The organism is Janthinobacterium sp. DSP2-3-3 (genome assembly GCF_049897325.1).
GTDB lineage: Bacteria > Pseudomonadota > Gammaproteobacteria > Burkholderiales > Burkholderiaceae_D > Janthinobacterium.
Genome location: NZ_JAFCWA010000008.1, coordinates 32,669 through 58,894 on the forward strand (window position 1 = coordinate 32,669; position 26,226 = coordinate 58,894).

22 protein-coding genes, 1 tRNA gene and 1 pseudogene are annotated in these 26,226 nt (G+C 64.3%); 13 read left to right on the forward strand and 11 right to left on the reverse strand.

Annotated features, from left to right (window positions below; translation table 11 throughout):
- Positions 1-28: 28 nt before the first annotated feature.
- The 3 genes and pseudogenes from ACP7DE_RS16855 to ACP7DE_RS16865 all read left to right on the forward strand — a co-directional run.
- Positions 29-104 (forward strand) — tRNA-Phe (locus ACP7DE_RS16855).
- Between the two features lie 289 nt (positions 105-393).
- Positions 394-726, forward strand: coding sequence for a collagen-like protein (locus tag ACP7DE_RS16860; RefSeq protein ID WP_426073184.1), 333 nt, complete (start codon positions 394-396; stop codon positions 724-726).
- 142 nt (positions 727-868) lie between these two features.
- Positions 869-3,172: pseudogene (locus tag ACP7DE_RS16865) on the forward strand (acyl-CoA dehydrogenase); the annotation flags it as partial.
- A 29-nt stretch (positions 3,173-3,201) separates the two neighbouring features.
- Here ACP7DE_RS16865 and ACP7DE_RS16870 read toward each other — a convergent pair.
- A complete protein-coding gene (locus ACP7DE_RS16870) occupies positions 3,202-4,425 on the reverse strand; it encodes a TCR/Tet family MFS transporter (protein WP_426073185.1) in 1,224 nt (407 codons plus the stop codon).
- Between the two features lie 105 nt (positions 4,426-4,530).
- Between ACP7DE_RS16870 and ACP7DE_RS16875 the strand changes: the two genes are divergently transcribed.
- The 4 genes from ACP7DE_RS16875 to gdhA all read left to right on the forward strand — a co-directional run bounded on the left by ACP7DE_RS16875 (position 4,531) and on the right by gdhA (position 8,454).
- The gene (locus tag ACP7DE_RS16875; protein ID WP_426073186.1) at positions 4,531-5,169 is read left to right on the forward strand and encodes a TetR/AcrR family transcriptional regulator; all 639 of its coding nucleotides are present in this window, start codon (positions 4,531-4,533) and stop codon (positions 5,167-5,169) included.
- 97 nt (positions 5,170-5,266) lie between these two features.
- Positions 5,267-6,628, forward strand: coding sequence for a tRNA 5-hydroxyuridine modification protein YegQ (gene yegQ, locus ACP7DE_RS16880; protein WP_426073187.1), 1,362 nt, complete (start codon positions 5,267-5,269; stop codon positions 6,626-6,628).
- A 21-nt stretch (positions 6,629-6,649) separates the two neighbouring features.
- Positions 6,650-7,072 carry a DUF819 family protein gene (locus tag ACP7DE_RS16885; RefSeq protein ID WP_426073188.1) on the forward strand — a complete coding sequence of 141 codons (423 nt, stop codon included), beginning with the start codon at positions 6,650-6,652 and terminating at the stop codon, positions 7,070-7,072.
- A gap of 38 nt (positions 7,073-7,110) precedes the next feature.
- Positions 7,111-8,454, forward strand: a complete 1,344-nt coding sequence (gene gdhA / locus ACP7DE_RS16890; protein ID WP_426073189.1) for an NADP-specific glutamate dehydrogenase — start codon at positions 7,111-7,113, stop codon at positions 8,452-8,454.
- Here gdhA and ACP7DE_RS16895 read toward each other — a convergent pair.
- Positions 8,451-9,008, reverse strand: a complete 558-nt coding sequence (locus ACP7DE_RS16895) for a flavin reductase family protein (RefSeq protein ID WP_426073190.1) — start codon at positions 9,006-9,008, stop codon at positions 8,451-8,453. The two genes, gdhA and ACP7DE_RS16895, sit on opposite strands and share 4 nt — an antisense overlap.
- A gap of 174 nt (positions 9,009-9,182) precedes the next feature.
- Here ACP7DE_RS16895 and ACP7DE_RS16900 point away from each other — a divergent pair, with 174 nt between their 5' ends.
- A complete protein-coding gene (locus ACP7DE_RS16900; protein ID WP_426073191.1) occupies positions 9,183-9,812 on the forward strand; it encodes a head GIN domain-containing protein in 630 nt (209 codons plus the stop codon).
- A gap of 42 nt (positions 9,813-9,854) precedes the next feature.
- Positions 9,855-10,652, forward strand: a complete 798-nt coding sequence (locus ACP7DE_RS16905) for an enoyl-CoA hydratase (RefSeq protein ID WP_426073192.1) — start codon at positions 9,855-9,857, stop codon at positions 10,650-10,652.
- A gap of 26 nt (positions 10,653-10,678) precedes the next feature.
- On the opposite strand, the gene ACP7DE_RS16910 is transcribed toward ACP7DE_RS16905, so the two are convergent.
- The 6 genes from ACP7DE_RS16910 to ACP7DE_RS16935 form a co-directional block, all read right to left on the reverse strand.
- Entirely contained in the window at positions 10,679-11,416 is a 738-nt protein-coding gene (locus ACP7DE_RS16910; RefSeq protein WP_426073193.1) for an AIM24 family protein, read from the reverse strand.
- A 3-nt stretch (positions 11,417-11,419) separates the two neighbouring features.
- Positions 11,420-12,031 carry an AIM24 family protein gene (locus tag ACP7DE_RS16915; protein WP_235211788.1) on the reverse strand — a complete coding sequence of 204 codons (612 nt, stop codon included), beginning with the start codon at positions 12,029-12,031 and terminating at the stop codon, positions 11,420-11,422.
- 47 nt (positions 12,032-12,078) lie between these two features.
- Entirely contained in the window at positions 12,079-12,732 is a 654-nt protein-coding gene (locus ACP7DE_RS16920; RefSeq protein ID WP_426073194.1) for an AIM24 family protein, read from the reverse strand.
- A gap of 121 nt (positions 12,733-12,853) precedes the next feature.
- Positions 12,854-16,018: a S8 family serine peptidase gene (locus tag ACP7DE_RS16925; protein WP_426073195.1), complete on the reverse strand. Its 3,165-nt coding sequence runs from the start codon at positions 16,016-16,018 to the stop codon at positions 12,854-12,856.
- A 1-nt stretch (position 16,019) separates the two neighbouring features.
- The gene (locus ACP7DE_RS16930) at positions 16,020-16,835 is read right to left on the reverse strand and encodes an NF038120 family PEP-CTERM protein (protein WP_426073196.1); all 816 of its coding nucleotides are present in this window, start codon (positions 16,833-16,835) and stop codon (positions 16,020-16,022) included.
- 128 nt (positions 16,836-16,963) lie between these two features.
- A complete protein-coding gene (locus ACP7DE_RS16935) occupies positions 16,964-17,266 on the reverse strand; it encodes a hypothetical protein (protein WP_426073197.1) in 303 nt (100 codons plus the stop codon).
- On the opposite strand from ACP7DE_RS16935, the gene ACP7DE_RS16940 reads away from it, so the two are divergent.
- Entirely contained in the window at positions 17,265-18,176 is a 912-nt protein-coding gene (locus tag ACP7DE_RS16940) for a histidine kinase (protein WP_426073198.1), read from the forward strand. The two genes, ACP7DE_RS16935 and ACP7DE_RS16940, sit on opposite strands and share 2 nt — an antisense overlap.
- Positions 18,173-18,826 (forward strand): response regulator transcription factor, encoded by a 654-nt coding sequence (locus tag ACP7DE_RS16945; protein WP_426073199.1) that lies wholly within the window; start codon positions 18,173-18,175, stop codon positions 18,824-18,826. The genes ACP7DE_RS16940 and ACP7DE_RS16945 overlap by 4 nt, the downstream gene beginning before the upstream one ends.
- Here the strand turns inward: ACP7DE_RS16945 and ACP7DE_RS16950 are convergent.
- Together ACP7DE_RS16950 and ACP7DE_RS16955 are read right to left on the reverse strand one after the other, a co-directional pair.
- On the reverse strand, positions 18,823-21,330 hold the full coding sequence (locus ACP7DE_RS16950) for a TonB-dependent receptor (RefSeq protein WP_426073200.1): 2,508 nt from the start codon (positions 21,328-21,330) through the stop codon (positions 18,823-18,825). The genes ACP7DE_RS16945 and ACP7DE_RS16950 overlap by 4 nt on opposite strands.
- A 104-nt stretch (positions 21,331-21,434) precedes the next feature.
- Positions 21,435-21,908 (reverse strand): Lrp/AsnC family transcriptional regulator, encoded by a 474-nt coding sequence (locus ACP7DE_RS16955; protein WP_426073201.1) that lies wholly within the window; start codon positions 21,906-21,908, stop codon positions 21,435-21,437.
- A gap of 100 nt (positions 21,909-22,008) precedes the next feature.
- Between ACP7DE_RS16955 and ilvB the strand changes: the two genes are divergently transcribed.
- A complete protein-coding gene (gene ilvB / locus ACP7DE_RS16960) occupies positions 22,009-23,769 on the forward strand; it encodes a biosynthetic-type acetolactate synthase large subunit (RefSeq protein WP_426073203.1) in 1,761 nt (586 codons plus the stop codon).
- 9 nt (positions 23,770-23,778) lie between these two features.
- Here ilvB and ACP7DE_RS16965 read toward each other — a convergent pair whose 3' ends face one another.
- Positions 23,779-24,636, reverse strand: a complete 858-nt coding sequence (locus ACP7DE_RS16965) for a helix-turn-helix domain-containing protein (RefSeq protein ID WP_426073204.1) — start codon at positions 24,634-24,636, stop codon at positions 23,779-23,781.
- Between the two features lie 113 nt (positions 24,637-24,749).
- Between ACP7DE_RS16965 and ACP7DE_RS16970 the strand changes: the two genes are divergently transcribed.
- Positions 24,750-26,192 carry a cytochrome P450 gene (locus ACP7DE_RS16970; protein WP_426073205.1) on the forward strand — a complete coding sequence of 481 codons (1,443 nt, stop codon included), beginning with the start codon at positions 24,750-24,752 and terminating at the stop codon, positions 26,190-26,192.
- Positions 26,193-26,226: the final 34 nt, after the last annotated feature.

Sequence of the window (26,226 nt, forward strand, 5' to 3'; positions counted from 1 at the left end):
AAGTCTTTCTGCTATAATTCGCCGCCTTGGCCTGGTAGCTCAGTCGGTAGAGCAGAGGATTGAAAATCCTTGTGTCGGTGGTTCGATTCCGCCCCGGGCCACCAAGAATTCAGCAGCACCTATCAAAAACGCCACCTTCGGGTGGCGTTTTTGTTTCCTTTCCACACAACTTCCGCCACGCCCCTCCGCTGTGTACGCAAACGTACGGACTGCAGCCGTCCAAGAGCACATGCTGCATGCAGACCAGCACTTCCCATCCCGCCGCCAGCGCCCTGCGCGACACGGCGGAACGGCCACCTGGTCAGATTCTCTCCGTCACACCGCCATGCGAAACTCGCGCCCGACGCCGTCGAGCCGTTCCGTACCTAACGGCACACTGCCAAAGGATGCATCATGAAAACTACCCTGATATTACTCGCGCTCGCCTCTACCCTCGCCTTGACCGCTTGCCAGCGCGAATCACCACCTGTCGTGCAAGTCGTTCCCGGCCCTGCCGGCGCGCCTGGTCCTGCCGGCGCTACGGGTGCCAAAGGCGCCGAAGCCCCTGCCGGCGCAACCGGTGCCACCGGCGCCACGGGCCAGACCGGCGACAGCGGTGCTACAGGATACGATGGTGCCAAGGGCGCCACTGGTGCACAAGGCAACGAAGGTGCCAAGGGTGACGATGGCGCCAAGGGCAAAACGGGCGACACGGGCGATACCGTGATTGTCGTTCCACAACGCTAAGACGAGCAACACCGTGAATCACCGGGAACCTTGTTCCCGCACAACGCCAACCCTTGCGGTTGGCGTTGTGCGTATGCGCAGTACCGTACAGTAGCATCGGCTGCATCGGCCTATCCTGTTCTTATTCAACAGGAGATATCGCATGCTGATGATGATGATGATGATGATACTGGCAGCCTTGCTCTGCCTGATCGCACTGTTCGCGCCCGGCCCCGTGCGCCGCGCCCTACTCGCTCCACGCCTGCTGGCCCTGTTCAAGCGCATCTTGCCAACCATGTCCGAGACGGAACGCGACGCGCTCGAGGCGGGCACCACGTGGTGGGACGCAGACCTGTTTTCCGGGCGGCCCGACTGGCCAAAATTGCTGGCCTACGGACGCGCCTCGCTCACCGCCGAGGAGCGCCGCTTTCTCGAGCATGACGTCGAGCGGCTGTGCGAACTGGTCAACGACTGGGAAACGCAGCAGCAACTCGACTTGCCACCGCAAGCGTGGGCCTACATGAAAAGCCAAGGTTTCCTCGGCATGATCATCCCGAAACAATACGGCGGTAAACAGTTCTCCGCCTACATGCATTCGCAAGTGGTCATGAAATTGTCGAGCCGCTGCTCGGCGCTGGCGGTGACCGTGATGGTGCCCAATTCGCTGGGGCCGGCCGAATTGCTGTTGCACTACGGTACCGAAGAACAGAAAAACCATTACTTGCCGCGATTGGCTGCCGGCACCGACATTCCCTGCTTTGCGCTGACCAGCCCGTATGCGGGTTCCGACGCGGCCGCCATTCCCGACCTGGGCGTGGTGTGTATGGGCATGCATGAGGGGCGCGCCACCCTGGGTTTCCGCCTCACCTGGAACAAGCGCTACATCACGCTGGCGCCCGTGGCGACCTTGCTGGGCCTGGCATTCCAAACCAGCGATCCCGAACATTTGCTCTCCGATAACGATGCGCCCGGCATCACCTGCGCCCTGATCCCCGCCAGCCACGACGGCGTGGTGATCGGCCGCCGCCATCACCCATTGAACGCGGCATTCCAGAACGGCCCGACGTCAGGTCAAGATGTCTTCATCCCCATCGACTGGGTCATCGGCGGCCAGGCGCAAGTGGGCAAGGGCTGGCGCATGCTGATGGAATGCCTGGCGGCCGGGCGCGCCATTTCGCTGCCCTCGTCCAGCGTGGGCATGGGCAAGATGGCCGTGCGCGGCAGCGGCGCGTATGCGGCCGTGCGGCGCCAGTTCAACATGCCTATTGGCAAGTTCGAAGGCGTGCAGGAAGCGCTGGCCCGCATGGGCGCTAACTTGTACCTGATGGATGCGGCCCGCACCCTGGCCGCGCACGCCGTCGACCTGGGCGAAAAGCCGGCCGTCATTTCCGCCATCGTCAAATACCACGTCACGGAGCGGGGACGCGCGCTCGTCAATGACGGCATGGATATCCTCGGCGGCAAGGGCATCTGCATCGGCCCCAACAATTTCCTGGCCAGCGCCTACCAGCAAATCCCCATCGCCATCACGGTCGAAGGCGCCAACATCCTCACGCGCAGCCTGATCATCTTTGGCCAGGGCGCCATCCGCGCGCACCCGTATGTGCTCAGGGAAATGGCCGCCGTCAGCGAAAGCGACGGTCGCAAAGCCGTGCGCGATTTCGACTCTGCCTTCTTTGGCCACGTGGGCTTTGTGCTGGGCAACCTGGCCAGAGGGCTGTGGTACGGACTGGGCGGCGCGCGCCTGGCGGCCGTGCCCGAGGCCAGCGCGCCCGCACTGGCGCCCTACTACCGTGCCCTGACGCGCATCTCGACGGCCTTTGCCGTCATGACGGATATGTCGATGTTCGTGCTCGGCGGCGAGCTCAAGCGCCGCGAACGGTTGTCCGCGCGCCTGGGCGACGTGCTGGCGCAACTGTATCTGGCTTCGGCGGTGCTGAAGCGCTACGAGGACGATGGCCGGCCCGAGGCCGACCTGCCCTATGTGCACTGGTCGCTGCAAGATGCGCTGCTCAAGGCGCAACAGGGCTTGACGGGCGTACTCGATAACTTCCCCGCGCGCGCACTGGCGGTGCTGCTGCGCATGCTGCTCTTGCCCTTCGGCCTGCCCCATCGTCCGCCATCCGACGAACTGGGCAGCGCGGTGGCGCAGGCCTTGCAAACGCCGGGCGCCGACCGCGAACGGCTGCTGGCCGACGGCCATGTCGCCAGCGAGGGCAGCCACGGCGACGATCCGCTGGCCTGCGCCGAGCGGGCGCTGGCCTTGCTGCCCGAGGTCCTGCACATCGAAAACCGCCTGAAAGACACGCCCGCAGGGGCGGCCCTCCGGCACCTGCCGCAAAGCCTGTCCGCCATGCAACAGTGGCTGGCGACGGCCAAGCCGGCTGGCTCGGTCAGCTGCCAGGAGCACAATACCTTGCTGGAATATGCGCGCCTGGTCGACGGCTTGATACAGGTCGACGATTTCGCCCCCGCCGCGCCGCAAGCCTCGCTTGCCTATCCCCGCGATGACGCAGGCGTGTTTGATGCCAGCGACAAGCGCAGCACGAGCGGTACCAAGGCCGCGTACACGACGATGGCGGAGAGCCAGATGGCGCCGGGCCAGTGCGCCCTGACGCCAAAATAAATACTGGAAAACACCAGCGGGCACAGCACGGATGCCAGGCTCACGGACGAGGCCAGTACGCCCTGGAACTGGCCTTGCCGGTCATCGGCAACTTGCCGCGTGGCCAGCGATTGCAGGGCCGGCGCGCCGATGCCGCCCAAAGCGAACACGGGCATGATGGCAAAGATCATCCAGCTGCGGGTAGCGAAGGCCATGACGAGCAGCGCCAGGCAGGCACAGGCCACGCCCGCCAGGATGGTGGCGCGCTCGCCCAGCAGTTTCACTGCCGGGCCGGGCAAGAAGGCCTGGGCCAACGCCTGGCACACGCCAAAGGCGCCCAGCGACAGGCCGATCCACAGCCCGTTCCACTCGAACGCATCGTGGCCCCACAGCGCCCAGCACACGCCATACACTTCACCGGCCGCGCTGAGGGTAAAGAAAATGACGGTAATCGGCAGCAAGCTTTTCTCAGAGAAAACCCAGCGCAGCGGGCGCACGGGATTCAATGCCGCCAGGTCGATTTTTGCGCGCATGGGCGGGCGCATGAGCGGGCGAGATTCGGGCAACGTCAACAACGCCAGCAGCAGGTTAGCCATATTCAGTACGGCGGCCGCCATGAATGGCAGGCGCAGCCAGTAATCGCCCAGCGCGCCGCCCAGCACGGGGCCGATGATGAAGCCTGCCCCGAACATGGCGTTGAGCAAGCCGAAACGGCGCGCCCGCTGGTTTTCAAGAGAAATATCCGTGATGTAGGCCGTCGCCACGGAGATGTTGGCACTCGTCAAGCCCGCGATGGCACGTCCCAGCAGCAGCATCCACAGGCTGGGTGCAAAGGCCAGGAACAGGTAATTGACGGCGGCGCCCGCCAGCGACAGTAGCAGCACAGGACGCCGGCCCAGGCGGTCGCTCAGCGCTCCCAACACCGGTGCAAAAATGAACTGCATCAGCGCGTACAGGGCAGTCATGATGCCGATATACGGTGCCACGTTGGCCACATGCGTGACATCTTGCAGCAGCGCGGGCAGGATGGGGAAAATCAGGCCGATGCCGATGGCGTCGAGGAGCACAGTGGCGAAGATGACAGGCAGCGCTGTCGCTGGAACGGATATTTTCATATACTCAATCTAAATATGTACTCAGTACATAAATAATACGCCACGCCTTGCTGCGCCATCAAGCGTTATCTGTACTCAGTACACATGGTGTATGATCGTGGCAACATGACGCTGCCTTCCGACCTACGCTCCCGCAAACGCCTTGCCACCCGGCAAGCCATCTCAAATGCCGCCACGCGCCTGTTTTTCGTGCGCGGCTTCGAGCAGGTGACGGTGGACGAGATCGCGGCCGCCGCCAACGTCGGACGCATGACCGTGTTCAACCACTTCCCGCGCAAGGAAGACATGTTCTTCGACCGCGAGGAAGAGGGACGCGAGTTGCTGCGCGAGGCGCTGCGCCAGCGCGATCACGCCATCGCCCCCATCGAGACCCTGCGCTTGCTGGCGCATCGGCTGGCACTGGAAGACAGTCCCTACATCACGTTTTCCGCCGCCGGCCAGGGTTTCATTGCCACCATCGAGGCCAGCGATACCCTCAAAGCGCGGGCACGGGCGATACGCGACGAGCTGGCGCAAGTGGTGGCGCAAGCGCTGACCGAGTGCACCGGGCGCGACGCGCGCGATCCCCAGGCCCACCTTGCGGCCAGCCTGCTGCTGGCCACCTGGAGCACAGCGCTCATCGAGGCACACCGGCACTTCTGTCAGCATGGCGACGCGCAGCAAGCCAAGACCGGCTTTCTTGCCCTGGTGGACCAGGGGCACGCAGGCTTGAACGCCGCCATGGCGGGTACGCCTTACGCGTGATGTTGCCTGGCAGCGACCCGGAATCAGGGTTTCCTTGACCCAAAGCAATGCAATACGGCGCCAGCCAGCATAAGATCGCCGGCTTTGCCCCTCCTCCATGCGCCACGCTCCCGAATTACTCCTGCCTGCCGGCTCGCTGGCCAAGATGCATGCCGCCTTCGACTATGGCGCCGACGCCGTCTACGCGGGCCAGCCACGTTACAGCTTGCGCGTGCGCAATAACGATTTTTCGACCTTGCAAGCCTTGCAGGAAGGAATCGATGGCGCGCATGCGCGCGGCAAGCAATTCTTTGTCGCCAGCAATATCTTCGCCCATAACGCCAAGCTGAAGACGTACGTGCGCGACATGGAGCCGGTGATCGCCATGCATCCCGATGCCTTGATCATGGCTGACCCGGGCCTGATCATGATGGTGCGCGACAAGTGGCCGGAGATTCCCGTGCACCTGTCCGTGCAAGCGAATGCCGTCAACTGGGCCGACGTGAAATTCTGGCACCGCATGGGCCTGACGCGCGTGATTTTGTCGCGCGAACTGTCGCTCGACGAGATCGAGGAAATCCGCCAGCGCTGCCCGGAGATGGAACTGGAAGTGTTCGTCCACGGCGCCCTGTGCATCGCCTATTCGGGCCGCTGCCTGCTGTCCGGCTATTTCAATCACCGCGACCCGAACCAGGGTACCTGCACCAATTCCTGCCGCTGGGATTACAAGGTGAAAAATGCCACGGAAGACGCCAGCGGCGACCTGGGCGGCATGCAGGTGGTGCCGCTGGAATTTCACCAGGCGCTGGCCGAGGCCGACAACAATGCGTTTTCCGCGCTGCACCAGCAGCCGCGCCATCCACTGGCCGACCAGCCCTATTTCATTGAAGAAGCGCAGCGCCCGGGCCAGCTGATGCCGATCCTCGAAGACGAGCACGGCACCTACATCATGAACTCGAAGGACTTGCGCGCCGTCGAGCATATCGAGCGCCTGGTGAAGATCGGCGTCGATTCGCTGAAGGTCGAAGGCCGTACCAAGTCGCTGTACTATGCGGCGCGCACGGCGCAGGTCTACCGCCAGGCCATCGACGACGCCGTGGCGGGCCGTCCTTTCGATATCGGCCTGCTGGGCCAGCTGCAAGGCTTGGCCAACCGTGGCTACACAGACGGCTTTTACCAGCGCCACCACACGCAAACGCACCAGAACTACATGCGCGGCGCCTCCGAGGCGGACCGCAGCCAGTACGTGGGCGACGTGCTGGGCGTGACGGACGGCTGGGCCAGGGTGGAAGTGAAAAACCGCTTCGCCGTGGGCGACCGCATCGAGGCCCTGCATCCGGGCGGCAACCGCGATTTCACCATAGTACGCATGCTCAGTGATGACGGCAAGGAGATCCAGGTCGCGCCCGGCAGCGGCCACTTCGTGCGCATCGAACTCGACGGGGCACTCGACAAGGCCTTGCTAGCGCGGTATTTGTAAGCACCACTCTGGTGCGCGGGCGTGGCCGGCCCCATCATCAGCTGGATCAACACCCTGCCCGCCACATGGCGCTTGCAGGATTACAGGCTGACGTCAAACTTCTTCTGGATCGTCGTCCTCGCCACCACCTTCGGCTTGCTGCTCAGCTTTACCAGCGCGCGCAGCCTGGAAGGTGCGGGCGCCTCGGCCAATGGCTCGGCCATGCGGTACCTGCTGTTGGCCACCATCGGCATGCACATGGACCTCGGTGCCTTGCTCGACTCGCCTTTCCTGCTGGGCCTGATCGGGCTCGCCGGGCCTGGCGCTGAACCAACCTCATCACTTGCACCCAACAAGATCAGTGCCCTTTCCCTCTGCCGGAGAGCCTCCCAAAAATCACCACAATGTAGCAGAAACCCCTCAAAACCAAATTTTCGCACCATTTTTGTGCGAAATCTGCGATGATCATTGCCCAAATAACCGATTACCTCCATGGAATTCTGATGAAATACGCATCTGCTCACGAGTATGTCCAGCATGTCGCCGCACGCAATCCAGGTCAAGCCGAGTTTCTGCAAGCCGTCACCGAAGTCATGGAGAGCTTGTGGCCGTTCCTGGAACAGCACCCGAAATACGCGGAACAAGGCTTGCTGGAACGCTTGATCGAGCCGGAGCGCGTGGTGATGTTCCGCGTGTCATGGGTCGATGACCATGGGCAAGTGCAAGTCAATCGCGGCTACCGCATCCAGCACAGCATGGCCATCGGGCCGTACAAGGGCGGCATCCGCTTCCACCCTTCCGTGACCTTGTCCGTGCTGAAATTCCTCGCCTTCGAACAGACGTTCAAGAATGCCCTGACAACCTTGCCGATGGGCGGCGGCAAGGGCGGCGCCGATTTCGATCCGAAGGGCAAGAGCCCGGGCGAAGTGATGCGCTTTTGCCAGGCGTTTGTCAGCGAACTGTTCCGTCATGTGGGCTCGGACACGGACGTGCCGGCCGGCGACATCGGCGTGGGCGGACGGGAAGTGGGCTACATGGCCGGCATGATGAAAAAACTCAGCAACCGCGCCGACTGCGTGTTCACGGGCAAGGGCGCCAGCTTTGGCGGCTCGCTGATGCGTCCGGAAGCGACGGGCTACGGCACCGTGTATTTTGCCGAGGAAATGCTGAAAACGCGGGGCCGCTCGTTCGAAGGCATGCGCGTTTCCGTTTCCGGCTCGGGCAACGTGGCGCAATACGCGGTGGAAAAAGCCATGGCCATGGGCGCGAAAGTCATCACCGTCTCCGATTCGAGCGGCACCATCATCGATGAAGGCGGTTTCACGCCGGAAAAACTGGCCATCCTGATGGAGATCAAGAACCATCTGTATGGCCGGGTCAGCGACTACGCCGAACGCACGGGCGTGCGCTTCGAGGCGGGCGTGTCACCATGGCATGTGCCGGTCGACATCGCCCTGCCCTGCGCCACGCAAAATGAATTGAACATCGACGACGCGCGCATCCTGATCGCCAATGGCGTGCAGTGCGTGGCCGAAGGCGCCAACATGCCCACCACCATCGAGGCAGCCAAAGCGTTCGAAGCGGCCGGCGTGCTGTATGCGCCGGGCAAGGCCAGCAATGCGGGCGGCGTGGCCACGTCGGGCCTGGAAATGAGCCAGAACGCGGCCCGCATGGCGTGGCCGCGCGAAGAAGTCGATGCGCGTTTGTTGCAGATAATGCAAGGCATTCACGCCGCATGCAAGCAATACGGCACGCGCGCCGATGGCACCGTCAGCTACGTGGATGGCGCCAACATCGCCGGCTTCGTGAAAGTGGCCGATGCGATGCTGGCACAGGGAGTGATTTAAAGCATTTCAGGCTTCATCAGGCTCTTGCGGCTGATGGTGCGGCCCGACACCATGAACTCGCCGTTGCCGCGGTAGTGCAGGGTTTCGGGCAGCTTGGGCGAGGTGGCCACGTGGGCCTTCACGCACTCGAAGATGAAGAAGCCACCCTTCGGATTGCCCGCCACCTGGGCCAGCTTGCATTCGAAGTTGGCGTAGCACTCGGCAATCAGGGGCGCGCCCACCTTTTCGGCCGGCTGCGCCGTCAGGCCGAAAGCGGTGAACTTGTCCGTGTCTTCGCCACTGCAATTGCCGATGGCGACCACCTGATCGACCATGTCGGCCGTGGGCAGGTTGATCACGCACTCCATGCTGCGCTTGATCATTTCATAGCTGTGATTCGCGTCGGAAATGAAGCAGCCCAGCAAGGATGGCGACAATTCCATCAACATGTGCCAGGCCATCGTCATGACGTCGCTTTCACCCTTCCACGTTGAACTGACCAGCACCACCGGCCCCGGTTCAAGGAAACGGCGGATGTCGGCGACGGGATAATCTTCTTTGTGATAATTTTTCATCTGGTCTCCAGGACGCGGTACGCCATAGCATAGACCAACGGCGTCTGGCCGGGCGCGCGGCTGGCCGATGGCCGCTGTCATCCGCGCCGCGATTTGTGCAGTTCGTCGCAAATTTCTCCCCAATGGAGATGTTGCACAATAGAATACACTGATCAACTACTCAAGGAAACCGCCATGCGCCCTCTGTTCCTGTTGTCCGTCCTGTCCCTGGCTTGCATCGCTACCCTCGCGCATGCCGACGAGCAAACCCGCACGGTCGGCGCCTTCAATGCCATCGACATCCGCGGCCCCATCAGCATCGAAGTCGAATCGGGCAAGGAGCAGACCCTGCTGCTGCGCGGCGACCAGAAATTCCTCAGCGGCGTCATCACGGAAGTGGTCGATGGCGAGCTGAAGATTTCCATGAAGGATAAAGAGATCAAGAAAACGGAGGGCGACCCGCGGGTCATTATCACCATGCCCACCTTGCGCAAGCTGATCGCGGAAGGCGCGGGCGAGAAGATCTTGACCAAGCTCAATGGTCCACGAGTCGACATTAGCTACAAGGGCGCGGGCCGCCTGGCCGCCGATGGTCAGGTCGACTGGCTGCGCCTGAAGGCGCAAGGCGTGGGCGAAGTCGATACGAAAGCCTTGCTGGCGAAAAACGTCGACGTCAATTTCGAAGGCATCGGTTCCGTCAAGGTGTATTCCTCGGGCGAACTGAACGCCGTGGTGCGCGGCATGGGCGAACTGACGTATTACGGCAAGCCGAAGATCGTGCACAAGTCGATCGCCGGCATCGGCAGCGTCAATGCCGCCAAATAAGATTTCCTAAAACAACAAGGCCATCAGGCCACTGGAGACCGCATGACCGCAACACATGACACGGAAGCGCCGCTGGTGCTGCGCGAGGATGAGGGTGGCTTGGTCACCCTGCGCCTGAACCGCCCCCTGCAATTCAATGCCTTGTCGGAAGCCATGCTGGCGGCGCTGCAAGAAGCACTGGATACCATCGCGCAGCAGCCGCACGTGCGCTGCGTGGTGCTGGCCGCCGAAGGCAAGGCATTTTGTGCGGGACACGATTTGCGCCAGATGCAAGCTGCGCGCCAGCTTGCGTATTATCAAACCCTGTTCGCGCAATGCTCGCGCGTGATGCAAGCCATCCAGGCCTTGCCCGTGCCCGTGATTGCCCGCGTGCATGGCATCGCCACGGCGGCTGGCTGCCAGCTGGTGGCCAGCTGCGACCTGGCCGTGGCGGGCGCCTCCGCCCGTTTTGCCGTGTCCGGCATCAACGTGGGCCTGTTCTGCGCCACGCCGTCCGTGGCCCTGTCGCGCAATGTGTCGCCCAAGCGGGCCTTCGACATGCTGGTGACGGGCCGCTTCATCGACGCCGACACGGCCGCCGACTGGGGCCTGATCAATGAAACGGTGGCCGACGCGGCGCTCGACGAAGCCGTGGCGCGCCTGGCGCAACAGATCATGGCAAAAAGCCCGACAGCCATCCGCTACGGCAAGGCCATGTTCTACCGGCAGCGCCAGTTGCCGCTGGACGACGCGTATGCGTATGCGGGAGACGTGATGGCACGCAACATGATGGAAGAGGATGCAGAGGAAGGCGTGACCGCCTTCCTGGAAAAGCGGCCGCCCAGCTGGGCGCGGCCGTAACTTAATTTAGCGTAACTTAGTGTAACTTAGCGCTCTTGCTTCATCTGCTGCTGCACGGAAAGACTCAAGGTACCCAGGTCTTCCTTGCCCAGCAACGGCAATTGCGCCAGCAGTTGCATCAGGGCGGAACTGCCCGTCACGTCCAGCTCGGACGATTGCACCAGCACCGTGCCGGCACCGGTGAAGTCGATCTGCTTTTCCTCGCCCGACAGGGTAAAACCCGTGAGCGCGCCGGCGGCCGAGGCCCAGCCCTGCACGTGGGCATAATCGTAATGGTAGGAAGGGCTGGGGCAATCTGCCCAGCCGAGCACGGCCTGCTCATCCACGCGGCATGGCAATTCCAGGAAGTGCACGGGGCCGTTCGACGAGGCGATCACTTTACCGGTGCCTATCATGGTCAGATAGCCGGGCAAGGTCGATTCCTGGCAAATCACATTCTTGGTAAAACCCAGCAGGTTTTTCGCGCGGATGGTCATGTTGGCATTGTCCAGGTCATAGCACGCCAGGTCGTTGCCGTTATCGCCCAAAATCAATTGACCCTGGCCTTGCGCCACGACAAAGTGGTGGATGTATTTCGGTGCATTGAAGGCATTGCGCACGATCAAATCGAGCACGCTGCTGCCCATGGCTTCGAAGCGCAGTTCGCCATAAAAGGCGATCATCTTGCCCTTGCGAATGAAGATCTGTTCCTTGACGTCGATGACATACGAAAAACGGTTCAGGTTATCGTTCTTCGGCAAGGTATCGGGAGTGTAAATCGTCATGGCTTACCTTTCGCTCGCTTGGATGTAGACCGTGCCCTGGCCCGTAAACTTCACCTGGTACGATTCGCCGGACGCCTGGCCGACAAAGGTTTTCCAGTTCAGGTCCGTGACGATGGTCGAGCTCAGCTGCCCCGTGTGGCCGATATACGCTTGCGGGTCGACAAACACGGGCACGTCCGGCGTGACGGGCAAGCCGATGGCATTGCCATCCGACAAAATCGCCACGTCGCCCGTGCCTTGCAAGGTGGTGGTAAACAAGCCCTGACCCGAGGCCATGCCGCGCACCACGCCCTGCACGCCGCCCTGGTTGCCAAGGAACATGGTGCCGGCCGTCAGGCGCGCATCGAAGGCCAGCAGGGAATCGCTTTCCACATAGAATGTTTCACCGCGCACGGGAACGATGGTGACGAACAGGCCGCCCTGCGCGTAAAACACGCTGCCCGTGCCACGCGCCGACATCATGGCGTAGCCTTCGTTCGTGACGGCGCGCATGGCCAGGCTTTGCACGCCCTGACCGGCCAGGAAGGAGCGGCTGAACGCCACATCGCCCTGGTACGACACCATGGCGCCCTTGCGCGCGAACACTTCTTCATTGCCGAGTTTAACCTCTAGCATCTTTTCATTAATCTGCTGATAGACAGGCATGGCGGGTCCTCGCTAACTTAACGTTCGGCGGGCTGGATGAACACCACGCCCTGGCCGGTGAATTTGTGCTGGTACGATTCGCCCGAGCTCTGGCCGATCATGGTGCGCCAGTTGACGTCGAAGACGAATTCCTGGCGGATATCTCCCTTGAAGCCGACGAAGGCGTCCGGGTCCACGCGCAGCGGGTGCGCCGGCGTCACTTCCAGCATGATCAGGTTGCCGCGCGAAATGACGGCCAGGTTGCCGTGACCTTCGACGGTGGTGGAAAACAGGCCCTGGCCCGAGCTGGCGCCGCGCAAGCCGGCAAAGCTGGTGCCCGTCTTCAGGCTGGTGTCATAGGCCAGCAGGCTGCTGCTTTCGATGGTCAGCTTTTCGCCGGCCAGCGCCATGACAGTGATCTCAGCCGCATTCTGCGCAAAAAACACGGTGCCCGTGCCGGCGGCCTGCATCACCTGCATGCCTTCGTTCGTTACCTTGCGCTTGAGCGCGCCGAAGAGGCCCTCGCCACCGAGCAGGGATTTTTCAAATTTGATGGCGCCCGTATAGGCGACCATGGCGCCGGCTATCGCCAGCACTTTTTCATCCTGCAGGCGCACTTCCAGCAGGCGGTCGGTATTGGTGCGGAAACTGGTCACGCGCGACTCCCCAAGAATGCCAGGGCACAAAGCCATGGCTATCCGACAAGATACCGGGGGCGTTACCGCCATGCAAGTGCTATTCCTCCCGAACGGGGGTGAGCGAATAAAAAAAGGCGTGCCCGAAGGCACGCCTTGCGTTCACACAGGGAACGGTTTATTCAGCCAGCACCGGTTTGGCGCCGCGCGCGTTCTGCGACAGCGGCACGGGGTCATTGGTATTGACTTCCACCACCGTGACGCCCTGTACCACGCCAGCCACCTGGTAGCCGACGGCGCCCAGGTGACGCTTGCCTTCGGCCAGGTTGGACCAGCTCAACGAGACAGATGCGGTGCCGCCCGTGTAGGCCGTGCCCGGCATGAGCGCCTTGAAGCTGCCATTGTTCAAGCCCGGCGCCAGCACCCACGACGACAGGTTGTAGTCGGCCTGGCCGTTTTGCGGCGCGAAACCGATCACGCACACCTTGTACGTGCCGGCGGCAGGCAGGCGCAATTCCACTTGCTCATTGGAACTTTCATTGCCGCTGCTGCCGACCAGCACATTGGCGGCGTTGTAAACCTCCATGTCCATGTCGGTATTCGCGCCGCCCGTCGTTTCCGCATCGTAGGTGGCAAAACGCGCCGCCAGGGTGCCGGCCGGTATCACCACGTTGTGCACGTTCACACCCGTGGCACCACCGGCCTTGCAGGCGGCCGATGCGCTGGCGCCGGTCGTCGCCTGGCCGATCGTGCGCGCTTCGCGCACGGCTTCGACCAGCCCCGACTTGACGCCCACCAGCGCGCCAGTGAAACCCGTGCCCAGAGTCAGCACCTTGCTGCCCGTGGCCGCTTCGCTGCTGACCCGCGAAATGGCGGCCAGCGAGGTGCCGCGCGCCGTCAGCGGGCTGCGCACCGTGTGCCTGCCATCCGTCCAGCTCAGGGCGCCGTAAGTCCAGGTATTGGCCGGCGCCGTGGTGCGCGTCAGCTTGACCTGGAACTGGCCCTTGGCGCCCGGTGCCAGGCTCAGGCTGGTTGGCGTCACCGCCACCGTATAGCCGGGCAGGCTGGCCGAGACGTTGTAGACGGCGCCGCTGGCGCCCACGTTGGTCACCGTGCGCGTCAGCGTTTGCGTGCCCAGCACGTTGGCCGCCGTCAGCGATGCCAGATTCAGGTTGTAGGCAGCGATGCTGCCGATGGCCTGGCAAGTGGCTGCGCTGTAGACCTTCAGGTTCAGGCCGCATAAGAAGCGCGCATAGTCGATTTCCGACATGTCATACACGAGGCCGGGATCGGCCGCGCTGTTCGGCGCGATGTGGCCGGCACCCTGGCCCCACGGCAGCTGGCCCGAGTTCTTCGCCGTGGCATCCCACGACACGGAACCGTTCAAGCCATCCGAATAGGTGCTGAAGGCCGTCGTCATCAGCGCCGACTTGATGGCCGCGGGCGACCAGTCCGGATGCTGCTGCTTGAGCAGCGCCGCCACGCCGGCCACGTGCGGGCTGGCCATCGAGGTGCCGGAATAGAAATCCCACTCGGCCGACGGCGCCACGCCACCGGCCGCCACGGCATCGCGCTGCGCCTGCGTCAGGTCGGCCGTCACGCCGGCCAGCACGTTGGTGCCGGGCGCCGACAAGTCGGGTTTCAGGATGTTCGCATTGGCCACGTTCGGCCCGCGCGAGGACCGGTCGCTGACGATCGGCGCCTGCACCGTGGTGTCGGCAATGGTATGGATTTCGCCCAGGGCCGCCGTGCCGTCGGGCGTCGCCGCCATGAAAGCCTTCAGCGCGTCGCCCTGCGCCTGCGCCAGGTGCACGGTCGACAGCGCGTGCGCCTGGTTGATGATGGTATTGGCGCCTCCGGCCACGTTGGCGATGATGACGCCCGCCGCGCCCGCCGTCTTGGCGTTCGCGCTCTTGTTAACCAGCACATTGCCGCCACGATCGCACACCAGCACCTTGCCCGCCACCTTCGCCGGGTCCAGATACGCCGAGCTGGCATCGGCCGCGCCGAAGCAGCGCAGCAGCTTGACATCCGTTGGCAACACGCCGGCCAGGCCAGCGTCGCGCGACCGGATCAGCGCCAGCGCGGGCGTCTTCGCATTGCTCGATGCGCCTTCCAGCTTGCTGCCGTTGCTGAGTATCACATTGCCCGCGTACAGGCGGTTGTGGGTGGAATTGGCCACCGTCGCCAGCCATGGGCTGATGTGCGACACGGGCGCCGGCACGTCGGGTGCGGGCGTGGCCGGACCGGAATTGCCGCCGGACGTGGCGACAAACACGCCCGCTGCCGCCGCGCCGAGGAAGGCCACTTCCGTCGGTTCGTCGAAGGCGCCGCCGCCCGCGTTCGGGCCGATGGAGAAGTTGATGACATTCACGCCGTCCTTGACCGCCTGGTCGATGGCGGCCACGCTGTCGGCCGTGGCGCAGCCGTTGCGCCCCGTCGAGGCGGCCGTCCAGCAGACTTTATAGGCGGCGATGCGGGCGCGCGGCGCCATGCCCGACGCCTTGCCCAGCGAGACGCCGTTCGAGGTGGCCAGGGCGCCATTGTTGCCGCCGGCCGTGGACGCCGTATGCGTGCCATGGCCGCCGTGCCCCGTCAGGCCGGCGACGGAATCGCGCGGCGACAAGAATTCCGTCCAGTGCAGCGCCGACGTGGCGGCACGGTAGTAGCGCGCGCCGATCAGCTTATTGTTGCAATTGTCGGCAGAGAAGCCTTCGCCCGTCTGGCATGTGCCCTGCCAGCTGGCCGGTGGCGCGCCGTACACGACGTTGTTGCCGCTGTGGCTGGGCACGCCATTCTCGTCGAGGCGGTCGGCAAAGGCCGTGTTCTCGGGCCAGATGCCGCTGTCGACGATGCCAATGATGATGTCTTCGCCCGCGTGCGCCTTGCCGCCCAGCTGTTCCCAGATGCCGCCCGGTTTGTCCAGGCCCAGGAAGCTCGGCGTGTAGCTGGTGTCGAGCTGCAGGATGGAATCGGCGCTGATGCTGGCCACGCCGCTGTTCTTCTTCAGGGCCCGCACTTCATCGTCCGTCAGCAAGGCGGAAAAGCCGTTAAAGACGACGCTGTACTGGTGCGTGATTTCAGCCGCGCTGACGGTGCCGGCCACGGCGGCCTGTTTGGTGTCAAGGTAGCTCAGGTAGGCCTGCACATCGGCGGCGCCCACATCGATGCGGGCGCCCGGGGCCGGCCTGGTGGCGGCCAGGCCGTCGACCTGGCCCGTGTAGGTGGCGGCCGGCTTGTCGACCAGCTGCACGATGTAGGAGCGGCGTTCCTGCGCCTGCGCCGCTTGCGCCAGGCTGGCGGCCAGCAGAAGGATACCGAGTGAAACGGGACGTAGTTTCATCTCACGCTCCTTGCACGGTGAAAGCTGCGAACTTGCCGGCGCGGCGGCGCGACAGCATGCCGATGGCGCCCAGGCCGGCCAGCATCAGCATGTAGGTCGACGGCTCCGGCACGGCGCTGATATTGATATTGTCGAGCGCAAACTGGCCCTGGTTAAAGGCGGGGAAATCGAGGGAATTGCTGCACGCGCCGGTGTCATTGAAAATGCAGGCGTTGAAGGTCAGACCCGTGAAGGCGTAGTTGCTGAAGCCGCTCAGCAGGGAAGCGCTCTGGAAATGGTAATTGCCATCGCTGCCCTGGCCGGGAAACGCCAGCGAGGTGCTGATCACCTGGCCGTTGCTGAGGGTGCCGCTCAGTTGCAGTTCGCCCCAATTCATGTTCGGCAAGCCCGACACGGGCGCGATGAAGGAATAGTCGAAACCGGCCAGGGTGAATGCCTGGTGGTCGGCACGCGCGAAATTCACGCCGCCATCGTTGAGGATGGCCAGGTAGTTGCCGGTGGCGCCCTGCGGGCAGGCAGCGATATCGCACGACGAGCCCGCGCGGCCATCGAGGATGGCGCCCACGCCGCTGACGCCGCCGCCGGCCGCCGTGGTCGGGTCGGCCAGGAACAGCAGGTTGTAGCTCGACGTATTGAGCGTCTGGCCGCTTGCATACACGTCGGGGCGCAAGTTGTCAAAGCTCAGGACACCGGCCATGGCCGGCGCCGAGGCCAGCACGGACAAGGTGGCGAATACGGCAAAGACGGTGGAGCGACCGCGGGTAGCGGGCGGATTGACGGTGGCGGGCGATACCCGCGCATGTGATAAACGATTCATTCTATTCCCTTGATTGTTGTGGATAGATAGGTCGGCAGGTCTGACGCCCACTTTCAGCTTTTTCACAAAAGTGTCAACAAATATAGCAAATTACATAAAATAAATATCATATTTTTAATATCATTTATTTATTTTTTGTCTAACTCTGCGAAACTTTGTTTTGTTTTATCTATGAAAGCTTGAGGAATCTCAACGTTACATTTGAACAACAGTTCATGGCGGCCCAGGCGTGCGCGCCAGCGTGCCGACGCGACTTCAGATAAGCTCGAAATCCGTGCTTGCCGCAGCGTCACATCGCGGTACACCTGTTCCATCCTGGAACACTGCCTGGTCTGCCGGCGCTCCGCCAGACGCCCCCCTTGCGCCCCCTGCGCCGATGGCATGAAGCTTGCACGATAAGGACATCGACCGTGCTTAGGGAGCAGCATCATGCAACACCATCAACTTGGCGCCCAGGCAAGCGCGCGCGCCCGGCCGCGCGGGTTCTTCCTGCTGTGCTGCGCGCTGGCGCTGGCTTTTTTCCTGCTGGCCGCCAGGCTAAACCTGGCCGAACGGCTGACGCATGCCCTCTGGCGCCAGGAGCACTGGCAACTCGATGAACTGGTCCTGAGCCTGCTGCTGCTGGTGCTGGCGCTGGCCGGCTTTGCCGTGCGACGCGGACGCCAGGTGGCGCTGCTGCTGGCGCAAAACCGCGCCCTCACGCAGCGCCTGCTGCGCGCGCAGGAAGAGGAACGCTGCGCGCTGGCGCGCGAGCTGCACGACGAAGTGGGACAAGACTGCACCGCCATCCGCGCCGCCGCCAGCTACATCCTGCGCGCGCGCGATGGCGACCAGGCGAACGTGCAAGCGTGCGCCGCCAGCATCGCCCGCTCTGCGGAAGCGCTGCAGGCGATGGTGCGCAGCATGCTGCGCCGGCTGCGCCCGCCCGTGCTCGACAGCCTGGGCCTGGAAGCGGCTCTGCAGGCGCTGTGCGACAGCTGGGCGCAGCAGCACGGCATCGCCTGCCGTTTCGCCCAGCAGGCCATCCCCGCCGACTTCGACGATAGCACCGCCACCGCCATCTACCGCCTGGTGCAGGAGGGCTTGACGAATGTGGCACGCCACGCCGGCGCCGACCATGCCACGGTGGAATTGCGCGCCGATGCGCACGGCTCGCTGCACCTGGCCATCGAAGACAATGGCCAGGGTTTGCGCCAGGACAGGCAGCAGGATGCCGGTTTCGGCATGCTGGGCATGCGTGAAAGAGTGGCTGGCTTGCGCGGCCATATCCGCTGGATCAGCGCACTGGGCAAGGGCTTGCGCATCGAAGTGGCCATGCCATTGACGGCCAGCGCCGCATGAACATGCGCCCGATCCGCGTGATGCTGGTGGATGACCACCCGGTGGTTCGCACGGGCTACCGGCGCTTGCTGGAACAGGGCGGCGAGATCGCCGTCGTAGCCGAGGCAGGCAATGGCGAAACGGCGTATGGCTTGTACCTGGAGCACGCGCCCGACGTCTGCGTGACGGATTTGTCCATGCCCGGCATCGGCGGCCTGGAATTGCTGCGCAAGCTGCTCGCCCGCGACGCCGCTGCACGCGTGCTGGTGTTCAGCATGCACGACACGCCGCAACTGATCGCGCGTGCCCTCGACGGCGGCGCCTGCGGCTACGTCAGCAAGCAAGCCGACCCGGAACACCTGATCGACGCCGTGCGCGCCGCCCACGCGGGCCGGCGCTACCTCGATCCGCACAGCGCGCCCGGCGTGCTGCAGGGCACGGCCCGCATGGAAGCGCAGCGTTTGAGCAGCCTGAGCCAGCGCGAATTCGAAATCTTCCGCCTGCTGGCCGAAGGCCGCAGCGCCGCCGACTGCGCCCGCCTGCTACACGTCAGCAGCAAGACAGTGGCCAACCACCAGACGTGCATCAAGGAAAAGCTGGACGTGCCCGGCCCCGCCGCCCTCGTCCATCTTGCGCTGCGCAATGGCGTCATTGAGCATATCCACCCTTAAAAAGCGTAGCGCAAGCCCACATTCACGCTGCGCGGCGCGCCGGCCGCATAAAACGTCGCATTGACCATCGGATAGTCGCCGTTCACGGCCGGCAGCGGCCTGGCGGCAAAGTTGCCGTTGGCATCGAAACCCGTGGCCCCCAGCTGGGCCGCCGTCGCGTATTTCCGGTCGAACAGGTTGTTCACCTGGGCAAATACGCTCAGGCGTGGCGTCAGCTGATACTTGCCATTCAGTTCGACCACGGCATAGCCGCCGCTCTTGCCCGAACCCAGATACGATGGTCCTCCCGCCTGGTGCTGCTTGTTTTCATTGCCGCGCGCATAGGCACTGGAGACGGCTGTCATGGCCAGGCCCACCGTCCAGTCGCGTCCTCCCTGGACATCCAAGTGCGCCTTGAAAATATGGCTGGGTGTCAGGGGAATCCGGTTTCCCGGCGTGATGACGATATTGCCTTCCAGGCCGGGCGCGTCCGCGTCGCTGCTGCTGTTGGCGCTGCCGTTGACCACTTCGCGGCTTTGATAGGTCGCCTGCAGCCACGTGTAGTTGACGCCGAAATCCAGCGCGCCCGCCTTGCCATCCACCGCCAGTTCGACGCCCTGGTGGCGCGTCTTGCCGAAATTCTTGAAATAGCCAAAGCCGGCTTGGTTGTCGGCCACGAACAGGATATCGTCGTGGTTTTCCGCGTGGAACACGCCCGCGCTCCAGCGGGCCAGCTCGCCCCACTTGCCGCGCACGCCCGTTTCCCACGTCTTCGTCACCACCTGTTTTAATGGCGGGTCGCCGGCCATGGCGTTGGGCAGGCGGCATGGGTTTTCCGGGTCGGCGCAACCGAGTTCGATGGCCGTCGGCGTGCGGCTGCCTTCGTTGTAGCCCAGGTAGGCGCCGATGCCGGCCGCTGGCGCATACGCCAGGCCGATGGCGGGATTGAAGCGGCTGAAACGATGGTCGCCGTCCAGCGAACCGCTGCCGCCGCCGGGCGTGATGGCGTCGCGGTTGCGCACCGTGCTGCGGTTGTAGCGGCCCGAGACGGTCAAGGTCAAATTTTGATTGAACGCAATGCTGTCGCTCGCATACACGCTCCAGGTGCGCATGCGCCCGCTCAAGTCGACCCGGTTGTCCACTGGCGTGCCATCGTCATCGATTTCCGTGCCGTCGGCAAAGAATGCGACGGGCGTAATGCTGCGGTCCGGGTTCAGGTAGCCGAACTGGCTGGTCTGGCGGAAGGTGGCGTAACTGGCATCGAAGGCGGCGCCGGCCGTGACGGCATGGCGCGCTCCCGCCAGGTCGGCCAGCGCAGTGAACTGGCCAGAGAGTCCATAGTTTTCCTGTTGCGTATGGCTGCGATTGATCATGCCGTTGCATTTTTCGGCCGGCTCATCGTTCAACAAGACATTGCCGATGCAGCGCCACTGCGGAAACGGCGTATTGCTTGCATTCGCTCCGCTGGCGGGGAAGCCCATGTAGCCGGCCGCCGCCAGCGCCGCCCGCTCGGCCGCGCCGGGCTGGTAGACAGACTGGTCGAGCGACTCGTCGTTCAGGTCGCCGTTAAACGTGTGCGTGTCGATCTTGCGGTAGTACACATTGCCGGACAACAGCAAGGCCTCGCTGGCTTGGTGCTTGCCCGTCAGGTTCAGCAGGGTCGACTTGTTCTGCGTCAAGTCGGGCTTGGTGTACACGCTGCGGTAGTCGCGCGCCAGCAAGCGCTGCTCCTGCAAGCCGTTGCCCGTCAGCGCATTGTCCGCATGGGCGACGGTGACGGCAAGGTCCGTGCGCGCATCGCTCCAGCCCAGCTTGCCAAACACCTGGCGCACGTCGGACGGCGAATTGTCGCGCCAGCCGTCTTCCTTGAAGCGGTTGCCCGTCACATACCAGTGCCAGCCCTGCGCATTGCTGCCGCCATGCTCGAATTCGACGGCGCGTCGCTGGTGCGAACCCAGGCGCGCCTCGATGGCGGTGCCGGGGCTGCTGCGGCCATCCTTGGTTTGCAGGGCCAGCGCGCCGCCCAGGGTGTTGAGGCCAAACAGGGGATTCGAGCCGGGCATCAGGGTCAGCGAGGCTATCGCCATGCGCGGGACCAAGTCCCAGCTGACGACATCGCCAAACGGCTGGTTCAAACGCATGCCGTCCAGATACACGGACAGCCCTTGCGGCGTGCCCAGCAGGGGCGAAGCCGTATAGCCGCGATAGCTGACGTCGGGCTGGAACGGGTTGTTCTGCACTTCATTCACGTAGACGCTGCCCAGGTTGCGGCGCAAGAAGGCGGAAATATCGAGCGCGCCGCTGCGGGTAATCTGCTGCGCGCTGGCCGTTTGCACGGGCGCGGCCAGCGTATCGCGCGGCTGCTCCACGCTGGGCAGCGGCATGCTGCCCGTGATGATGACGGTGGGCAAGTCGCCCGAGGTGGCCAGGCTGGAGGCCGGGTTGGCGTCGCCGGCAAGGTCGGCGGCCTGCGCCTGGCACAGCGCCATGGCGGTGGCGGTGGCGGCGAATAAAGTCAGTTTCATGCGTATCCCCGTTTTTATAGTGGTTTTTATTGCGTCCAGTATCGAACAGCCACCAGGGATGAACTAGGGAAAAACTCCCGCCGTGCAGGGAAGGGGTAAAAAAGTCAGCGCTGCAGCGGCAAGTAACTTTGTTTGAGCTGGCGCAAGACAAAGCTCGATTTGCTGTGGCGGATGCCGGGAATTTTATACAGGCGCTCGCGCAGCAGGCGCTCGTAATCGCGCGTGTCGCTGACGGCAATGCGCAGGTAGTAATCATAGTCGCCCGAGACGAGAAACGCTTCCAGCACTTCCGGGATCATGGCCAGCGCGTGGCCGAATTCGAACAGGGCCTGGTCGGAATGGTCGTCCAAGGTCACTTGCACGATGACGGTGTCGGCCAGCCCCACCTTGGCCGCGTTGACGTTCACCGTGTAGCCCTCGATGACGCCATCGTCTTCCATACGCTTGATGCGCGCCCAGCATGGCGACGAGGTCAGGCCCACCTTCGCGCTCAGCTCGTGCAGGCTGATACGGGCATCCTGTTGCAGTGCCGTCAGGATGGCGAGGTCGAATTTGTCGAGCTTATTTCCCACATTCATTCTGTCACATCCTTATTTCACAGCAAATTTTACTGAATATCGCATTCTATCCGAGAAAACCAGCAGCCTTTTCTGCCAAGGCAAGCAGAAAATAGATCCCATGAAACCCGATCCCGCTCCCCTCCTCGCTCCCGCCCACGATCTTGCGCCGCGCAACGGCGCCAGCACCCTGATCGACACCCTGCTGGCCCTGGGCGTCGACACCGTCTTCGGCTACCCGGGCGGCGCCGTGCTGCCCCTGTACGACGCGCTGCACGCCCAGCCCCGTTTGCGCCACGTGCTGGTGCGCCACGAACAGGCAGCCGTGCACGCGGCCGAAGGCTATGCGCGCAGCACGGGCCGGCCCGGCGTGGTCTTCGTCACCTCCGGCCCCGGCATGAGCAACACCACCACGGGCTTGCTCGACGCCCTGTGCGATTCGATTCCCCTCATCTGCATCAGCGGCCAGGTGGCCACCAGCAGCATCGGCACCAACGCCTTCCAGGAATGCGACGCGCTGGGCATCTCGCGCCCCGTCACCAAGTGGAACCGGCAAATCCGCACGGCAGAGGAAACGGCGGCCGTCGTGCACGAGGCCTACGCGCAGGCCACGCAGGGCCGGCCCGGCCCCGTGCTGATCGACTTTCCCAAAGACTTGCAGCTGGCGCCGGTCAAGGCAACGGCGACGCTTGCCCCCAGTATGCCGGCCAGCGCCCCCCTGCCCGGCAGTGGCGACCTCGAACGGGCCGCCAGCCTGATCGCCAGCGCGCGCCAGCCCGTGTTCTATGGTGGTGGAGGCCTCATCAATTCCGGCCCGGATGCCTGCGCCGCGTTCGGGCAGCTGGTCAAGCTGGCGGCCGCACCCTGCACCTTGACCCTGCTGGGCCTGGGCGCCTTTCCCGCCTCGCACCCGGCCTTCCTGGGCATGCTGGGCATGCACGGCACGCTGGAGGCGAACCTGGCCATGCACCATGCCGACCTGATCGTCTGCGTCGGCGCCCGCTTCGACGACCGGGTCACGGGGCGGCTGGGCGCCTTCTGCCCCGGCGCGAAAATCATCCACATCGATATCGACCCGGCCTCCATCGGCAAGGTGGTGCGCGCCGACGTGGCCCTGCGCGGCGACTGCGCGCCCGTGCTGGCCGCATTGCTAACTACCTTGCTGGCGCAGCTGCGCGGGCGATTGCTGGCGGACCGCCAGCCGTGGTGGCGGCGCATCGATGGCTGGCGCGCGCAAGACAGCCTGGCGTTCGACGACACGCCGGAGGTGATCGCGCCGCAGGCGCTGATGCGCCGGCTGCAGGCAGCGCTCGACGGAATGGACGCCATCGTGTCCACCGACGTGGGCCAGCACCAGATGTGGGCGGCGCAGCACTTGCGCGTCGAGCAGCCGCGCCGCTGGCTGACTTCGGGCGGCGCCGGCACCATGGGCTATGGCTTGCCGGCCGCCATCGGCGCGCAGGTCGCCCATCCTGAAAAGTGCGTGGTGTGCGTCAGCGGCGATGCCTCGATTTTGATGAATATCCAGGAATTGGCGACCGCCACGCAACACCGTCTGCCTGTGAAAGTGGTGTTGTCGAACAATGGCACCATGGGCATGGTGCGCCAGTGGCAGGAACTCATCCATGGCGGGCGCTACAGCCACAGCTACATGGAAGCGCTGCCCGATTTCGTCGCCCTGGCGCGGGCGTTTGGCTGGCAGGCGCACACGGTGAGCCGGCGCGAGGAACTCGACGCAGCGCTGGCAGCCTGCCTGGAATCAAGCGGCCCGTATTTTCTCGACGTGCGCGTGCATGGCGCAGAAAACTGCTTCCCCATGATGGCCCCCGGCGCGGGCCACCATGAAGTCACGTTGACGAAAGGCGTCGTCTATACCGAGTAAAAAACCCGTTTAACTCCACACTCGATAAACCCAGTAACTTTCATCATCGCGACTGGCACGCGCCAGTTCGGTGGGGCTCAAGCCCGTGATGGCGCGCACCTCGCGGCACAGGTGGGCCTGGTCGGCGTAACCGCCCTCGGCGGCGATATCGCTCCATGAGGCATTGCCTTGCAGCATGGCCTCGCGCGCGTCGAGAAACGACTGTTCCGCGCGGCGCATGCGGCGCAAGGTGCGCATGGGCTGGCCGGCCCAAGCCTTGATGCGGCGCTCGATATTGCGCGCGCCACTGGCCAGGCCCGTCGATGCCGCTTGCACGCCCAGGCGGCGCACCCAGTCCTGTATGGCGCCGGCCGGATGGTCGCCGCTTTTGCGCGCCACCGCCCAGCGTGGCGCCAGGAACGCTTCCACCAGCGCGATGCGCGCCGCGTCGTCGGGTGCGGCCAGCACGGCATCGGACAGCGCCAGCCAGTCGGCGTCAAACAGGGGGGCTAGCGGGCGCACCTGGTCGAACAGGACTGCCATGTCAATGCCCGTCAACGCATGCAGGGCGGCCGGATACAGCATCACCATGAATGAGTGCACGGGGCCGGGGTTGTAGCTGACCAGCGGATAGCCGCGCGGACCGCTGAACAGAGCGGGCGGCATGCGCACGTCCGGCAGCGACAGGCCGGGCGCCGCCGCCTCAACCTCGCCCGCGACGGTCCACAGCAGACAGCACATGGGCGTGGCGGGAAAGCGGTTCAGGCGCTGCGCTGGCGGCAACGGCGCGCAGCGCGTGGTGTCGCGCACGAGGAAGGCGCGCACACAGGAAGCGAGCGCGGCGCGTGGCGCGATCAAGCGGGTCAGGGGTGTAGGGGCGGCAGGCATGGCGACGATTGTACCGGCAATTTCCGGCGCCGCGCGATGTCGTATTCGTTCAAGACGCGGGCACGCAAGCGCGCTACAGTGATGCCATTGTCGCCATCCACCAGGAGTACGCCATGCCCCCACTCGACCACGCCATCGCGCCCGCCGCCACCCCGACCCTGCGCCAGATCCGCCAGTTGCCGGGGCCTTTCGCCCTGCCCATCATCGGCAACGCGCTGCAAGTGAAACTGCCGCGTATCCACCGCGACGTGGAAGGCTGGGTGCGCCACTATGGCCCCTACGTGCGCGCCTGGTTCGGCCGCACCCTGGTGCTGGTGGTGGCCGACAGCGAAGCCGTGGCAGCCGTGCTGCGCGACCGCCCGGACGGCTTCCGGCGTCCGCTGTCGAGCTATATCGTGTCCGAGGAAATGGGCGGCAACCCCGGCCTGTTCCTGGCCGAGGGCACGCAATGGCGCAACCAGCGCCGCATGGTGATGGCCGGCATGGCGCCGGGCGCCATCAAGGCGTATTTCCCCGCGCTGGTGACGGTGGCGCAGCGTCTGCAGCGACGCTGGCATCTTGCCGCCACGCAAGGCCAGGCAATCGGCCTCGATGGCGACCTGAAACGCTACACGGTCGACATCATCGCCGGCCTGGCCTTCGGCACGGCAGTCAATACGCTCGAATCGGGCGAAGACGTGATCCAGCGCCACCTGGACGCGATCCTGCCCGCCGTGGCGCGGCGCAGCCTGTCGATGCTGCCGTACTGGCGCTACTTCAAACTGCCCGTCGATCGGCGCCTGGACCGCGACGTGGCCGCGCTGGACGTGGCCGTGGCCGACCTGGTGCGGCAAGCGCGTACCCGCCTGGAGCGCGATCCCGCGCGGCGCGTACGCCCGCCCAACCTGCTCGAAGCCATGATCGCCGCCGCCGACGAAGCCGACAGCGGCGTGGACGACCGCGCCGTGGCCGGCAATGTAATGACCATGCTGCTGGCCGGCGAAGACACAACGGCCAACACGCTGTCCTGGATGATTTACCTGCTGCAACGCCATCCGCACGCCCTGGCGAAGGCGCGCGAGGAAGTGCGGCGCATGGCACCCGACGTGGCGCACTTCACCCTGGCGCAAATGGACAGCCTCGACTACCTTGGCGCCTGCGCCAGCGAAGCCATGCGTTTGAAACCGGTGGCGCCCTACATCCCGCTCGAAGCGCTGCGCGACACGGTGGTGGGGGACGTGGCCGTCCCCGCAGGCAGTTTGCTGTGGTGCGTGATGCGCCATGACAGCGTCTCCGATGCGCACTTTCCCGATGCGCAAGCCTTCCAGCCCGAGCGCTGGTTGGAGGACAGCAGCGAGGCCAACAACAAGCGCGCCGCCATGCCGTTTGGCGCCGGTGTACGCACCTGCCCCGGCCGCTATCTGGCCTTGCTGGAAATCAAGATCGCCTTGGCCATGCTGCTGGGCAGCTTCGACATCGCCGGCGTCGATACGCCCGATGGCGGCGAGGCGCAGGAACTGATGGGTTTCGTGATGTCGCCCATCGGCCTGACGATGCGCCTGGCGCGGCCGCAGTGATACCATGGGGGACATCCTATTCATTCGATCTCCC

Coding starts and splice junctions, on each gene's coding strand:
- ACP7DE_RS16970 (WP_426073205.1), top strand. CDS start 24,750: ATGCCCCCACTCGACCACGCCATCGCGCCCGCCGCCACCCCGACCCTG.
- ACP7DE_RS16935 (WP_426073197.1), bottom strand. CDS start 17,266: ATGATGCTGCTCCCTAAGCACGGTCGATGTCCTTATCGTGCAAGCTTC.
- ACP7DE_RS16870 (WP_426073185.1), bottom strand. CDS start 4,425: ATGAAAATATCCGTTCCAGCGACAGCGCTGCCTGTCATCTTCGCCACT.
- ACP7DE_RS16940 (WP_426073198.1), top strand. CDS start 17,265: ATGCAACACCATCAACTTGGCGCCCAGGCAAGCGCGCGCGCCCGGCCG.
- ACP7DE_RS16900 (WP_426073191.1), top strand. CDS start 9,183: ATGCGCCCTCTGTTCCTGTTGTCCGTCCTGTCCCTGGCTTGCATCGCT.
- ilvB (WP_426073203.1), top strand. CDS start 22,009: ATGAAACCCGATCCCGCTCCCCTCCTCGCTCCCGCCCACGATCTTGCG.
- ACP7DE_RS16950 (WP_426073200.1), bottom strand. CDS start 21,330: ATGAAACTGACTTTATTCGCCGCCACCGCCACCGCCATGGCGCTGTGC.
- ACP7DE_RS16875 (WP_426073186.1), top strand. CDS start 4,531: ATGACGCTGCCTTCCGACCTACGCTCCCGCAAACGCCTTGCCACCCGG.
- ACP7DE_RS16920 (WP_426073194.1), bottom strand. CDS start 12,732: ATGGCTTTGTGCCCTGGCATTCTTGGGGAGTCGCGCGTGACCAGTTTC.
- ACP7DE_RS16945 (WP_426073199.1), top strand. CDS start 18,173: ATGAACATGCGCCCGATCCGCGTGATGCTGGTGGATGACCACCCGGTG.
- ACP7DE_RS16860 (WP_426073184.1), top strand. CDS start 394: ATGAAAACTACCCTGATATTACTCGCGCTCGCCTCTACCCTCGCCTTG.
- ACP7DE_RS16925 (WP_426073195.1), bottom strand. CDS start 16,018: ATGAAACTACGTCCCGTTTCACTCGGTATCCTTCTGCTGGCCGCCAGC.
- ACP7DE_RS16955 (WP_426073201.1), bottom strand. CDS start 21,908: ATGAATGTGGGAAATAAGCTCGACAAATTCGACCTCGCCATCCTGACG.
- gdhA (WP_426073189.1), top strand. CDS start 7,111: ATGAAATACGCATCTGCTCACGAGTATGTCCAGCATGTCGCCGCACGC.
- ACP7DE_RS16905 (WP_426073192.1), top strand. CDS start 9,855: ATGACCGCAACACATGACACGGAAGCGCCGCTGGTGCTGCGCGAGGAT.
- ACP7DE_RS16930 (WP_426073196.1), bottom strand. CDS start 16,835: ATGAATCGTTTATCACATGCGCGGGTATCGCCCGCCACCGTCAATCCG.
- ACP7DE_RS16910 (WP_426073193.1), bottom strand. CDS start 11,416: ATGACGATTTACACTCCCGATACCTTGCCGAAGAACGATAACCTGAAC.
- ACP7DE_RS16965 (WP_426073204.1), bottom strand. CDS start 24,636: ATGCCTGCCGCCCCTACACCCCTGACCCGCTTGATCGCGCCACGCGCC.
- yegQ (WP_426073187.1), top strand. CDS start 5,267: ATGCGCCACGCTCCCGAATTACTCCTGCCTGCCGGCTCGCTGGCCAAG.
- ACP7DE_RS16895 (WP_426073190.1), bottom strand. CDS start 9,008: ATGAAAAATTATCACAAAGAAGATTATCCCGTCGCCGACATCCGCCGT.
- ACP7DE_RS16915 (WP_235211788.1), bottom strand. CDS start 12,031: ATGCTAGAGGTTAAACTCGGCAATGAAGAAGTGTTCGCGCGCAAGGGC.